The sequence below is a fragment of the Cobetia sp. PDI-12MA genome, assembly GCF_059507695.1.
In genome coordinates this window covers 3,775,397-3,788,374 of the sequence record NZ_CM183351.1, presented here as the reverse complement: position 1 = coordinate 3,788,374, position 12,978 = coordinate 3,775,397, and the positions used below count along the sequence as shown (strand labels likewise).

Genomic DNA, 12,978 nt, shown 5'->3' with positions numbered 1-12,978 from the left:
AGCAAGAACATGCGTTATCTGCTGAGTGGTGCCCTGTGCCTTGTCGCCTTGCCCTGTCTGGCGGCTCCCGGGGAAATTGCCCGCGCTCCGGTCACGGAAGCGACCGGAGTCCAGCCCAATATCCTGTTCATTCTGGATGATTCGGGCAGCATGGCCTGGGAGGATACCCTTAACAAGGGGGTCGAGCATTGGGGTTACCAGCCGGCTTCCTCGCTGATGGGGTACACCGGGGTGTATTCCAAGAGAGGGATCTGGATAGAGAACAATCATGATGCCGATGATCGTATCGTTTACTCATCAGACCTTGGCGGGGCGATCGGGGCCTGCATGGGCTTCAATGTCATGGCCTACAACCCTGCGCTGACCTACACCCCCTGGGCGGGCGCTGATCGAGCGGGAATCGCCTATCAGAACATGAGCCTGTCGAATGTCCGTGAAGATCCCTACGAGCCTACCAGCTGGGCCAGGATGAGCGATGACGCCTACTACGTCCGCTGGGACGACAATGGTGATGGGGACTATGACTACGGTGAATGCGGCGTCTATCGCAGCAATTCTGGGCGCCTGTATCTGGACGATGATCATGTCGTTGAAGTGGAAGACCTGTCCGCGGCTCAGCAAGTCAATTTCGCCAACTGGTTCACCTACTATCGCGACCGCATGCTGGTGGCCAAATCTGCCATGGCCGGTGTGATCAACGCCAATGAGTCCCGGGTCGGGCTGCGCACCATCCAGAGCCGCAACAATCGCAACGTTGCGGACATGACGGATACTGATGAGCGTGAAGCCCTGCTGGAGGAGCTGTTTACCGCCTATCCCTCCGGTGGCACTCCTCTGCGTACCGCGCTCAAGAGCGCCGGTGAGTATTACTCCAGCACTGGTCGTTCGGCTCCCATTCTGAGTGCGGATGAGGGCGGCATGTGTCAGCAGAACTATTCCATATTGATGACCGATGGCTACTGGAATGGCTCCAGCCCCAGTGTCGGTAACGTCGACGGTGGCAGCGGCGAATTCATCAGTGCCAGTCACCGTGACAGCTATTCCAATACGCTTGGTGATGTCGCGATGAAATATTATCGCGAGGACCTGCGGACTGACTTGATCGACAGCGTACCGACCATACCGGGAGTGGATGAAAACTCCGCTCAGCACATGGTGACCTACACCGTCGGTTTCGGTGTGGATGGCTCGCTGTCCGAGAACCCTGCTGATCTTGAATCTGCCTTTACCTGGCCGCAGCCGGTCGCCAACGCCAATACCACCATCGACGATCTTCGCCATGCGGCCTGGAACGGGCGTGGTGAATATCTCAGCGCCGCCAATCCGCAGGCATTGATTGATGCGTTGAACAATATCGCTCAGTCGATCGCAGGACGCGCGGCCAGTACCGGTAGCCTGGACATCAGCAGTGGTGGGCAGACCAGCGGCGCGTACGTGATTCAGACCATCTATGATCCCGCTGATTGGTCGGGCGATGTCGTTGCACGCAAGATCGGCACCAATGGCACCTTGAGCGCCACCTCTGATTGGTCCGTCGCGGAGTGGTTGCGTGAGGATGATAGCCGTAGCTCCAGCCGCAAGGTGATTACCTACAATCCGGGGATCTCTGAAGTGGATGAGAAGGCCTTCTTCTTCGATATCGAGGAGGCCGGATCACTGGAGGCCGAACAGATTCTCGATCTAGTCGGATTCCTCGATGAGACGCTATTGACCGATACTGTGCTGATATCCGTGCGTGAAGCTGCAAATGGCGTATCTGGCATCATTGGCAACGGGCTGGGTCTGGGGTTGGGCAATGGCAATGGCCTTGCCAATGCCGTGGGACTGACCGGTGGACAGAGCGGAGTGCTAGACCTGGTCGGCGATACCGTGACGCAGTTGACAGGGCAGATCCTGGATACCAGTGGCACCTTCCTGAAACTCAATGGCACCCCGCTGGCCGTGAGGACCTCAGAGCTCGAGAACCTCATCGGCTATCTCAAGGGCGATGACGAGTATGAAGGGACCTTGTTCCGCGATCGTGATGACAACTATCTAGGAGATATCGTCCACGCCTCGCCGGCGATCGTCGGGCCGCCTTCGGCCAGCTATCGCAATGACATGGAAGTGTCTTCGTACCGCTCCTTCAAGACGCTGTATGAGGACCGCCAGAACATGATCTACATCGGTGCCAACGACGGCATGCTGCACGCCATCGACATGGAGACCGGTGAAGAGAAGTTCGCTTACATGCCGTATGCCGCCTTCAGCATCGAGAGCGGGCGCGGTATTCGCCAGCTCGCTGATCAGAACTATGTGCACCAGTACTATGTCGATGCCACTCCGGTCGCGCGTGACGTGCATGTCCAGTTGGGCGATGAGGATGCGCCCGGTTGGCACTCGGTCCTGCTGGGTGGGTTGGGCGCTGGTGGCAAGGCGGTCTACATGCTGGATATCACCGATCCTGAAGGCTTCGAGTCATTGGGTGAATCCAATGGCACCTCACCGGCCGAGATCGTGCAGTGGGAATTCACCCACGAGGACCTTGGCTATACCTTCAGCGATATTCAGGTAGCGCGTCTGGACGACGGCAAGTGGTATGCCATCTTCGGCAATGGCTACAACGCCGACAGCGATGGGCGTGCCAAGTTGTTCATCGTGGACCTGGAAGACCCCGACAACTATGCGCTGCTGGATTCTCAACAGGGCAGCAATGCCGGCGGGTCGTGCACCTCTGCCAGCAGTGACTGCAATGGCATGTCGAGTCCTGAGCTGGCTGACATCGACGCCGATGGCATCACCGACTGGGTCTATGCCGGCGATCTGCATGGCAATGTCTGGGTGTTCGACATGCGCGAGTTCTCGCTGAGCAACATCGGCAGCAGCGAAATATCGCGTCTTTTCCAGTCATGTGCCGTTGCCCTGAACAGCACGTCATCGACCTGTCCGGCAGCTTACCGACAGCCCATCACATCGCGGGTAGCCGTGGCACGCAGCGGTGTCTTCAACAGCACCGTCGATACGCCGTACCTGAATGTGTACTGGGGCACCGGGCAATTGCTGACGCTGCAGGATGCGGTCGATACCTCGACCCAATCCTTCTACAGCGTGCTGCATACCGGGTCTTCGACTCGTCGTTATCACGGCGAGCTGGAAAAGCAGAGCTTCTCCAATATCAGTGGTGTGAGTGACGCGCGTACGGTCACAGGGGTAGGCGTCGATTATTCCAATCAGAACAACAATGGTATGCAGTACGGCTGGTACCTGGAGCTACCGGACTCCGGTGAGCGTCTGGTGACCATCCCGGCTGTCCGTGGTGATCTGATTGTCTTCAATACCACCATCCCGGGCTCCAATGGTCCCTGTACTGGCGGTGCCAGCGGTTGGCTGAATGCGCTCAGCTTGCGCAATGGGCTACAACCGGTGCGCAGCTACAACAATGTGCAGCAGGTCTTTGATTACAACGATGACGGCGAGGTCAACGCGAGCGACAACGTAAACAATCAGGTCGTGCTATCGATCAAGACAGAAGGCGAGCCCACCTCACCGAAATTCCTGGGTGATACCCAGTACGTCGGCCAGGGCGGTACCAATCAGGTGGTCGAAATGGCCATGGATTTCGGGATCGACGGCCTGGAAGGCCGTAGTGCCTGGTATCAGCTGCGCTAGGAGAGAGACCATGAAGACATCACGACTCAAGCTGACTAGTAGTGGACTGATGCTGGCGGCGGGCTTGCTCTTCACGAGCTGGAGCTCCCAGGCCCTGGCGGAAGATACCCCGATTCCGCTGGTCATGGAGCAGAGCGTTACCGGCGTCATCGATGAGCGTGAGGGAGATCAGCTGCTCGTCGACGACATGGGTTTCGTGCTTCAGCCGGAGAGCCGGATACTCACCCGCAATGGGCGCGAGCTGAAGGCCTTCCACCTCACGCCGGGGCAGAAGGTCGAGGTGCGCTTCGACCCACGTGGTGAGCCGAAGCAGGTCATCGACATCACGCTGCTGCGTCGGGGGCGCTGATGATCAGGCGAACTGCAGGTTCTCGAGCACAAGGCGGCTTCGGTCTGCTGGAGCTCATGATTGCCGTGGCCATCATCGGCATTCTGGCGGCGATCGCCTATCCCAGCTATCAGGACCAGGTGGAGCGCTCACGTCGCACCGACGCCACCACCGCCTTGCTGGCGCTTGCGCAGACCCAGGAGCGCATCATGGCAACCTGCGGTGAATACGCGACGGCCAGCGTGACAGCGGCGACCAGCTGTGGAGATGCGCTCGGAGCCGGCGGCGATGGTATCGGGCTGGGGCAGGCAGATGCTGTCAGCGAGGAAGGTTTCTATAATCTGGCCGTTGCGGGAGATGCAGACAGCTATACCCTGACCGCTACTGCTACCGGCAGTCAGGCCAATGATGAGGACTGTGCCACCTTTACGCTCACGGAGTTGGGAGTGAAGGGGGCGGCAGTCCTTGAGGACTCGGAAGGCACTGACAGCAGCGATTGTTGGTAGGCACTGACAGCCGACATTGCATGGCAAGCGCATGAAGCCTCGATCTACGATGATCGGGGCTTTTTGTTTGGTGAGTGAGGTCCAGTCGAGAAATATGGAATAACGGTGATTCTGGGGAGTTTTCGGGATGATGGGTAATCTTGTGTAACATAATGATTCCATCTGTGGTTCATAGACGTTAAATTGCCCAATTTCACGCCCTGCAGGGTGCTTTGGTCTGCGTGGCTTTCAGGGGTAAGACGATGCAGCTTTTTCCTGCACTTCGGCATGGATGTCAGCAGGGCCGCCAGCAAGGCTTCACGTTGATTGAGCTGATGATCACGCTGGCCATTCTCGTGATCACGATCACGGTTGCCGTCCCCGCCTGGCAGGGGGTGGTCGCGCGCAACGCCGTCACCGGCACGGCCGAGACGCTCGTGTCTTCCATCAACTATGCGCGTAGCGAGGCGGTGGCCAGCGGCAACGACATCACGCTCTGCCCTCTGAATGCGCAGGGTGACGCCTGCATGAATTCCACCAGCTGGAGCAATGGCTGGGCGGTGGTGCAGGGCAGTCAGGCCGAGGCCCGGGCGTCGCTGGGCGATGACCTGTTGCGCGTGTTTGATGCCGCCATCACCGTGCAGGCGGGTGTTGCCGGCGTGACTTTCGATGATCAGGGCGCGACCTCTGATTCCACCTGGTTGTTGATCTGCGATCAGTCAGGCGGGCAGGGCCATCGCCAGCTTGAATTGACTCCCATTGGACGAGTGTTGACGGAGACTTATGGCAGCGATGACCAGAGTTGCTGAGCTTGGCGTGTCCCGTGCAAGCGGTGGCCAGCAAGGTACCAGCCTGCTGGAGGCGTTGATCGCTCTGCTGTTGATGGGGCTGACATTGCTGGGGTTCGGGCTCATGCAGATGGAAAGTCTGCAGGCCAACAACGAGAGTTACGCGCGTACCGAAGCCCGTATTCTCCTGGTCAGCATGGCTGAGCGCATTCAGGCCAATCCCGATGGCGTGGATGACTACGATGGGCTTTCCACCGCGGGGGCAGGAAATCCGGGCGGTTGTCCCTGCAGTGTTGCCGAGCTAGCGGCCCGTGATGTGGCGGTGTGGGCGGACAGGCTTGAGGACAGCAGTCTGAACGCGCCAGTCGGGTCCATCGCCAGCAGCGGCAGTGACCTTCTCACCCTGACCCTCGGCTGGAGCGGTGCCGCGCAGCTCGGGCAGAACGAAGACAGCATGGACGCCGATGCTCAGGCATTGAGCGAGACCCTACAGATACGAGTGGTGCCCTGATGTCGTCGAAAGCCTCCCTCCCGCTGCGAGCCTTCGCGTCGCGCTCGCCTCGGGCGCCGCGCTCGATTCCCTCACGGCGTGCCCAGCAGGGCGTCGGCCTGGTCGAATTGATGCTGGCGCTGGTGCTGGGACTGTTCATTTCCGCCATGGCGCTGGAATACTTTCTGGCCTCGCGCTCTACCCTCAACACCACGTCTGCCGTGTCTTACCTGCAGGAGTCTGCGCGCCATGTCACACGCCGCCTGCAGCCATTGGTGCGCAATGCCGGCTTTTCCGGCTGTGCGTCGGTGAGCAGTGTCAGTGATGGTACCGGCAGCCATGCGCTGTCCGATTCTCCTCTGACGGCCGAGTCCGACACGGTGGCGGGGATTACCTACGACCGTCTGGCCTTGCAGGTACCGGCGCTGGGAGCGCAGCGCGGTTGGCAGCTCGGGGCGAGCGTCGCCCAGGGCGATACCTCGCTGACCCTTGAGGACTACACCTCCGGCACGCTGGAAACGGATAGCGTCGTGCTGCTCAGCGACTGTGAGAGCGGCGACATTGCACGCCTCTCGGGTGATGGAAACAACTCGCTCGAGCTGTCGAGCGCCGTCGAGCACGGCTATGGCGGCACCATACAGACCCAGGCGTATGTCTATCCGCTGCAGCGTTGGTACCTGTTGCTGTCACAGGCCGATGACGACTCCCCCGTTCGGCTCTGCCTGAACGGCGAGGATGTCGATGGCGATCCGGCAGCAGGGTGTGGCGAAGAAGTGGCACGATACGTCGAAGCACTGGACCTGACCTTCGATACGGCCTCCGGCAGCGGTAGCGCGAGTCGCTTTGCAGTGGAGCGCAGCGTGGCGGAAGTGGAAGCCGCGAACGACTGGAGCAGCGTCAGACGGATCCACATCCGCCTGACCCTCAAGACGCCGCCGACGATCAATGTCGAGGGAGAGGGGGGGGGGGAGTTGCAACGCACCTTCGATATCACTCTGAGCCCGAGGAATATCGGTCTATGAACCAGTCGAGTTCTCCCCGTCCGCCGCGCCAGCAAGGCATGGCATTGCTGGTCGTGCTGATCATGCTGATCGTGGTGGGCGTGATGGCGGTGACGGGCAATGAAGATACCCAGTTGCAGACCCGCATGTTGATGAATACCCAGTTCTATGACAACGCCTATGCGGAGGCCGAGAGCCTTCAGCAGCAGGCGGAGAGTCGTCTGCTCGAGGGGGAGCTGACCCTGGATGATTTCGATGGGGACGGCTTCTACGACGTGACGGCGGGGGAGGAGCTGGGCTTCGATCCTCTGCAGGCAGATGCCTGGGAGGGAGAGGGGGTCTTGAGCGGTGATGCGGCGGACAACGGCAACTATGTCATCGAGTATCTCGGAGAGACGACGGAAGGCGTGCTGAATGACGATAACCTGAGCAGCAGTCAGTTGTTGAATGCCTTTCGCATCACGGCCGCCGGTTGGAGTCTTGAGAGCGCTGGTGACCCTGATAGCAGGAAGCGTGCACTGGCAGTGGTGCAAAGCGAAATCATGATGGCCGATTGAAGGGAATCTATCGATGAAATCGAAGCACTCACCCCGCCGCAGCGGCTTGCGTCGTCTTCACCTTCCAGCCCTGATGTCAGGCGGACTGATGATGGTCACCCTGCCCGTGCTGGCAGACAGCGACACGCTACTCCAGTTGCCCACCACCCAGAGCGTCGGCGTCACCCCCAATGTCCTGCTGGTGCTGGATGACTCGGGCTCGATGTCTTTTGAAGACACTTTTGAGGGTGGAGAGTCTGAGCAGTCTTACGATCTGGTTTACAATGATTGTTGGACCAAGGGTAATCGCACGATTTGTGGAGATTATCAGCCACTGGACTTGGATAATAAGTTCTTTTGTGCGGAAGAGAATAAGCAGGCCTACGACCCGGATCAGACTTATCTTCCCTGGAAAAAAGGCAAGTCTGAAGAACGTTATGACAACATGGATCCTACTGCTGCATGGATTGACTTCAGTAAAGGAAGTTCATGGGATAATGTGGTTGATTTGACCGATCCGAAACTTAACTTTCGTTACTATACTGGGCAGGGGTGCAAAAGCAATACGAAAGTCATGATATCTAGCCCAACTCTTTCTAAGGAAGAAAAAGTTAACTATGCAAATTGGTTTACTTACTATCGTAATCGACTAAGCGTAGGTAAAGCCGCGAGTTTGGAGCTATTGTCTGGTACCGATTATCGCACTGGTTATTTGACTATAAATCCGCGATCTGGGTCAGAAAAAGTTATTGTTGATGATATAGTCGATAAAATTGTTGAGTTAGTGACCAATGTTTTAGGAGTTGTGGTCGAGTTAGTGACTACAAGTGATAGCGGTAACAAGCATCTAGAAGAGGTCCAAAAGGCTATAGTAGATACGGAGATAAGTGACAGTTCGAGCTATCGTGGGACACCCTTGCGGGAAGCACTTTACCATGCAGGTGAATACTATAAGGGAAATTATCCAACCTTAGGTAACTCTCCTATTCTCTCTAATGACGAGGGAGGGATGTGCCAACAGAATTTCACAGTGTTGGTTACAGATGGTTTTTGGAACTCAGGCAGTACAGCCTTATCATCTGAGCTCGAAGATACTATAGGCGATGCTAATAAAGATGGTAGGTCATGGTATAACCTGGTTTATTCTTGGTTCTCCTATAAGTATGTTGAGGCTGGTAGCACTACCTTGGCAGATGTGGCCTATTATTATGCTAATAATGATTTGCTTCCTGATTTTGGGAGCGGCACCTATGAAAATCAAATAATGACGACCTACACTGTCGCATTTGGAGTTGATTCAGACAGTGATGAATGGAGTGATAAAAAGCGTGTTCTGGAGAGCAGCTCCAGCACCATCGATGACCTGGAACAGGCCGCCATCGATGGCGGCGGCTCCTACTTCAATGCCTCCAGCCCGACGGACCTCGTCTCGGCGCTGGCGGCAATCGCCTCCGAGATCGTCGCGGTCGGCAACAGTGTCAGTGGTCTCTCCACCAACCTGACGACGGCCAGTGTCGAGACGGACAGCCGACTGGTCGAGAGCCGCTATTCCGCCTCGACCTGGACGGGAGACGTGGTGGCCTCGTCGGTCCAGGAGGGCAAGGAGGTCGAGGACGACGACCAAGTCTGGAGTGCTGCCACCCAGCTGAGTGAGGCATTGGAGGGTGAGAATGGCCTTGAATCGCGTACGGTCTTCACCATGTCCGGCGGCAATGGAGTCGAGTTCACGACCGACAACGTGGGTCGCTTGAGCTCCAGCCAGCGCAACGATCTCGCGCGCATGGAGGTCGGTGGCAACTCCACCGATGACCATGTGAAGGCGGCGATCGAGTGGTTGCGGGGCAGCGATGAATACGAAGGTGATGGTCTGCGTAATCGCACTGGCGTCCAGCTGGGAGACATCATCGGCTCATCGCCTGTCGTCGTGACTCGTGACGACTCGACGACACAGGGCAGTGTTTTCGTCGGGGCCAACGACGGCATGCTGCATGCCTTCGACCTCGAGACCGGCAACGAGCAGTTTGCCTACATTCCGGAGCTGCTCTACAGCGAGGAGGACGACGCAGGGCTGGGGTATCTGACGGATCCGGGCTATCAGCATCGCTACTACGTCGACGGTGAACTGCGTCTGGCCAGCCTGAATGGTGAGGAGTGGCTGGTATCCGGTCTCGCTGGCGGTGGACGCGGCCTGTTCGCACTGAATGTCACCAAGGCCGTGGCAGGCGAAGACTTCGACGAAGATGATGTGGTGCGCTGGGAGTTCGGTGCCAGCGACGATGATGACATGGGGCATGTCTACGGCAGCGCGCATATCGTGTCACTGAACAACGGTGATAGTGCGGTGCTGGTCGGCAATGGGCTGGAAACGGCCGATGAGAACGCTGCGCCGACGTTGTTCGCGCTGGAGCTTGATGGCGTCAACGCCGGCGGCGTGATCGCCAAGCTGTCCCCCAGCGGGGTGACCGGCGGACTGGCGAACCTGCAGGTCGCGGACCTCGACAGCAATGGCACCGTCGATTTCGCCTATGGCGGAGACCTGCAGGGGCGACTGTGGAAGTTTGACCTCAGTGACGACGACAGCAGCAAGTGGAGTGTCACGCGCCTGTTCACGGCCTGTGCTACCAGCCTGACTGGCGGGGAGTGCCAGACGGATGCGTTGCAACCGATCACGGTCAAGCCGACGCTGAGCCGTTACTCCGGAGGCACGCAGACCATGTCTTCGCCCAACCTGCTGGTGTCCTTCGGAACCGGGCAGGACATGTACGCTGATGCCGAGGACGAAGCCTGGGTCACCCAGAGCCTCTACACCGTGCTGGATGCCGGCGGCAGTCATACCAGCCTGACGCGCAGTGACCTTGAGGCACGCAACTTCGTCAGCGGCAGTTACACCAACGGCGAGCTGACAGGCCGGACCCTTGGCGGCGACAGCTTTGCCTACTATCCCAGCCAGCTCGAGGATCAAGACACGGATCGCTTCGGCTGGTATCTGGATCTGGATGCCTCCGAGCAGGAAGAGCTGGTCGAGCCGGCCAATCTGCTCTCCAACCTGGTGGTCTTCTCCACCAGCACGTCCAGTACCGGAACCAACTTCTGTGAAAGTACCGGCGGTGGGTGGCTGGTCGCGCTGGATACCGAGACAGGCCTGCCGACCTATGACGATAGCGAAGGCAGCTATGTGACCATCTTCGATTTCAATCAGGATGAGGCCTTCAGCGCCGATGACCTGGTCGGCACTCTCGTTGATGACACCGTCGCCGTCGGCAATGTCATCGTCAGCGTCAAGTTGAGCGGCACACCGACGTCCAGTGTCAGTGTCGGCGATACGGTCTACGTGGGCACCAGTTCGCTGGGCAGCGAGGAGGGCGGTGTCTCGTCCTATGATCTCAACGTATCCAGCTCGACGGACACCGGCCGTGTCTCCTGGTATCAACTGCGCTGAGCCCGCCTCGTACATCAGGCCAGGATGACACGCTGCGCCGCCACGCCTTCCCCCGGGTGGCGGCGCCTTGCCTTTCAGCAAGGTCTACTTCCTTCAGGCAGGCTTGCCCGGAGTCTTTTAGCCGAGTCTTGCGCCTTGGTCTTTCACTCAAGTCCTTCGTCTTAGCCTTTCACCCAAGTCCTTCATTCACGTTCTTCAAGGAAGCACTTCATGGCCAGTCTTCTCTCTTCCCGTTCGCGTCTGTCTCGGCGCCGGTACGCTTCAGGCTTCACCCTGACGGAGATCATGATCGTGATCGTCATCGTCGGCATTCTCGCGGCGATCGCCTACCCGAGCTATCAGGATCAGGTAATCCGCTCGCGTCGTGCCGATGGGCAGGCGGCACTGATGTCATTGGCCCAGGCCCAGGAGCGCTACATGGCGCGTTGCGGTGGCTACGCGACCAGCATCGCCGGCGACAGTGATTGTGATGAGGAAGGGCTGGGACGTGCCACCGAGTCGCCGGAAGGCTATTACACCCTGAGCCTGGAGGATGGCGCCACGACGACCCGCTTCACGCTCATCGCGACCGCGGTGGCGCCTCAGAGTGCCGATGCCGACTGCCCCGCGCTGACTCTTACCAATACCGGTGTCCGCGACACGACCGGCGATGGTGATTGCTGGTAGCCGTGAAGCGCTCGGCTATGGCCAATGCTGGAGACTCGGCGCAATGCTGGATTGCCTGCGGCTCGCTTGCACCACCTTGCGGGCGGCGTATTCTTGATCCCTTTCCCGGGCTGATGGCAGGAGCGAACAGGCGTGAATGACTTTGTGGTGGTAGGCGGTGGCGTGATCGGCATGCTGACTGCGCTGGAGCTGGCAGATGGCGGGGCCGAGGTCACGCTGGTCGAGCGAGGCCAGTGTGGGCGTGAGGCGTCATGGGCGGGCGGGGGTATCGTCTCGCCGTTGTATCCGTGGCGTTATAGCGCGCCGATCTCGCGCCTGTCTGCCTGGTCGGAAGGCTTCTATCCCACGCTGGCCGAGCGCCTGATCGAGACTACCGGTATCGACCCCGAATATCGCCAGCAGGGTCTGCTGTACCTGAATGTCGAGGATGCCGAGCAGGCACTGGCCTGGTCCCGGGAATATGCCAAGCCGCTGACGCGCGTGGACGCCGACTTCGTCTATGACAAGGCTCCGGCGGTCGCGTCCGGTTGCGAGTCGGCGCTGTGGATGCCGACGCTGGGCAGTATCCGCAATCCGCGTCTGGGCAAGTCACTGCGTGCCGCGCTCGACGCTCACCCGCGCGTGCGCCTGCTGGAGAATGTCGCGGTGCAGGGCATTCTGCTGCAGGACGACACCGCCATCGGCGTACAGACCGCCAATTCGGTGCTGTCTGCCGGACAGGTCGTGGTCTGCGGTGGTGCCTGGAGTCGAGAGATTCTGAGTGAGGCGGGGCTTGCGCTGCCGGTGCGGCCGGTACGCGGCCAGATGGTGCTGTTCAAGGCGCCCAAGGGGCTGGTGGAGCGCGTGGTACTCAAGAATGGGCGCTATGTGATACCGCGGGGCGATGGTCGCATCGTGGCCGGCTCGACGCTGGAGGAGGTCGGTTTCGACAAGGCGACCACCCTTGAGGCACGCGAGTCACTGATCAAGAGCGCCTGCGAGATCATCCCCGCGCTGGCGCAGTGTGAGGTCGAGCACCACTGGGCGGGACTGCGCCCCGGTTCGCCGACCGGCACGCCCTTCATCGGTGCCGTGCCTGAACGCCGCCACCTGCACGTCAATGCCGGCCATTACCGCAACGGGCTGGTACTGGCGCCGGCCTCGACCCGCCTGCTGGCGGATCAACTGCTCGGGCGTACACCGATCATCGACCCAGCCTCCTATCAGCCCGAGGCCCTGCTGGCCGAGATCGCTGCGCTGGATACATCATCAGATGCCGTCGAGACCCGCTGGGCCTGAGGGATTGTGTGTTGTCGTTCGCCAGCGAGCATCTCGTCTCGGTGGCGAATCATTTGCGCGGTCCTTCGTCGAGGAAGTGCTGCTGGTGTTCCTGGCAGCAGAAATGCAGCGCCTCATGGCGGATGGCGTCATTTTCCGGCAGATGCAGATCGCAGTAGGCGCAGCGCACCATGTTCTGCGCTTCGCGCTCGGCAGGTTGGCCGTCATTGTGGCTGTCCTGACTCAGCTTCCATTGGCGATACATGCGGTAAAGGCGCAGGCCGGCCCAGAACAGGGCGACGAAAACCAGCAGACGGATGATCAACAGGCTCATTCCTAT

General features: G+C 59.4%; 11 protein-coding genes. 10 read left to right on the top strand and 1 reads right to left on the bottom strand.

Annotated elements, in window-relative coordinates:
* Positions 1-9 precede the first annotated feature (9 nt).
* The 10 genes from AC5WNI_RS15985 to thiO all read left to right on the top strand — a co-directional run bounded on the left by AC5WNI_RS15985 (position 10) and on the right by thiO (position 12,659).
* Positions 10-3,648, top strand: a complete 3,639-nt coding sequence (locus tag AC5WNI_RS15985; protein WP_175090342.1) for a pilus assembly protein — start codon at positions 10-12, stop codon at positions 3,646-3,648.
* A gap of 10 nt (positions 3,649-3,658) precedes the next feature.
* A complete protein-coding gene (locus AC5WNI_RS15980; protein WP_175090343.1) occupies positions 3,659-3,997 on the top strand; it encodes a hypothetical protein in 339 nt (112 codons plus the stop codon).
* Positions 3,998-4,053: 56 nt separating this feature from the next.
* A complete protein-coding gene (locus tag AC5WNI_RS15975) occupies positions 4,054-4,482 on the top strand; it encodes a type IV pilin protein (protein ID WP_438940930.1) in 429 nt (142 codons plus the stop codon).
* Between the two features lie 242 nt (positions 4,483-4,724).
* On the top strand, positions 4,725-5,270 hold the full coding sequence (locus tag AC5WNI_RS15970; RefSeq protein WP_175090345.1) for a GspH/FimT family pseudopilin: 546 nt from the start codon (positions 4,725-4,727) through the stop codon (positions 5,268-5,270).
* Positions 5,254-5,760: a hypothetical protein gene (locus AC5WNI_RS15965; protein WP_153636659.1), complete on the top strand. Its 507-nt coding sequence runs from the start codon at positions 5,254-5,256 to the stop codon at positions 5,758-5,760. Before AC5WNI_RS15970 ends, AC5WNI_RS15965 begins: the two co-directional genes overlap by 17 nt.
* A complete protein-coding gene (locus AC5WNI_RS15960) occupies positions 5,760-6,761 on the top strand; it encodes a PilW family protein (protein ID WP_175090346.1) in 1,002 nt (333 codons plus the stop codon). The genes AC5WNI_RS15965 and AC5WNI_RS15960 overlap by 1 nt, the downstream gene beginning before the upstream one ends.
* Positions 6,758-7,297 carry a pilus assembly PilX family protein gene (locus AC5WNI_RS15955; RefSeq protein ID WP_175090347.1) on the top strand — a complete coding sequence of 180 codons (540 nt, stop codon included), beginning with the start codon at positions 6,758-6,760 and terminating at the stop codon, positions 7,295-7,297. Before AC5WNI_RS15960 ends, AC5WNI_RS15955 begins: the two co-directional genes overlap by 4 nt.
* 1,243 nt (positions 7,298-8,540) lie before the next feature.
* Positions 8,541-10,715, top strand: a complete 2,175-nt coding sequence (locus AC5WNI_RS15950; RefSeq protein ID WP_175090348.1) for a pilus assembly protein — start codon at positions 8,541-8,543, stop codon at positions 10,713-10,715.
* 210 nt (positions 10,716-10,925) lie between these two features.
* On the top strand, positions 10,926-11,381 hold the full coding sequence (locus AC5WNI_RS15945; protein ID WP_153636655.1) for a type IV pilin protein: 456 nt from the start codon (positions 10,926-10,928) through the stop codon (positions 11,379-11,381).
* A 132-nt stretch (positions 11,382-11,513) separates the two neighbouring features.
* On the top strand, positions 11,514-12,659 hold the full coding sequence (gene thiO, locus AC5WNI_RS15940) for a glycine oxidase ThiO (protein WP_175090349.1): 1,146 nt from the start codon (positions 11,514-11,516) through the stop codon (positions 12,657-12,659).
* 49 nt (positions 12,660-12,708) lie between these two features.
* On the opposite strand, the gene AC5WNI_RS15935 is transcribed toward thiO, so the two are convergent.
* Positions 12,709-12,972: a PP0621 family protein gene (locus AC5WNI_RS15935; protein ID WP_166020093.1), complete on the bottom strand. Its 264-nt coding sequence runs from the start codon at positions 12,970-12,972 to the stop codon at positions 12,709-12,711.
* Positions 12,973-12,978 lie beyond the last annotated feature (6 nt).

Bases quoted from the DNA above. Each gene is read 5' to 3' on its own strand.
- AC5WNI_RS15985 (WP_175090342.1), top strand. From the start codon at position 10: ATGCGTTATCTGCTGAGTGGTGCCCTGTGCCTTGTCGCCTTGCCCTGT.
- AC5WNI_RS15980 (WP_175090343.1), top strand. From the start codon at position 3,659: ATGAAGACATCACGACTCAAGCTGACTAGTAGTGGACTGATGCTGGCG.
- AC5WNI_RS15975 (WP_438940930.1), top strand. From the start codon at position 4,054: ATGATTGCCGTGGCCATCATCGGCATTCTGGCGGCGATCGCCTATCCC.
- AC5WNI_RS15970 (WP_175090345.1), top strand. From the start codon at position 4,725: ATGCAGCTTTTTCCTGCACTTCGGCATGGATGTCAGCAGGGCCGCCAG.
- AC5WNI_RS15965 (WP_153636659.1), top strand. From the start codon at position 5,254: ATGACCAGAGTTGCTGAGCTTGGCGTGTCCCGTGCAAGCGGTGGCCAG.
- AC5WNI_RS15960 (WP_175090346.1), top strand. From the start codon at position 5,760: ATGTCGTCGAAAGCCTCCCTCCCGCTGCGAGCCTTCGCGTCGCGCTCG.
- AC5WNI_RS15955 (WP_175090347.1), top strand. From the start codon at position 6,758: ATGAACCAGTCGAGTTCTCCCCGTCCGCCGCGCCAGCAAGGCATGGCA.
- AC5WNI_RS15950 (WP_175090348.1), top strand. From the start codon at position 8,541: ATGACGACCTACACTGTCGCATTTGGAGTTGATTCAGACAGTGATGAA.
- AC5WNI_RS15945 (WP_153636655.1), top strand. From the start codon at position 10,926: ATGGCCAGTCTTCTCTCTTCCCGTTCGCGTCTGTCTCGGCGCCGGTAC.
- AC5WNI_RS15935 (WP_166020093.1), bottom strand. From the start codon at position 12,972: ATGAGCCTGTTGATCATCCGTCTGCTGGTTTTCGTCGCCCTGTTCTGG.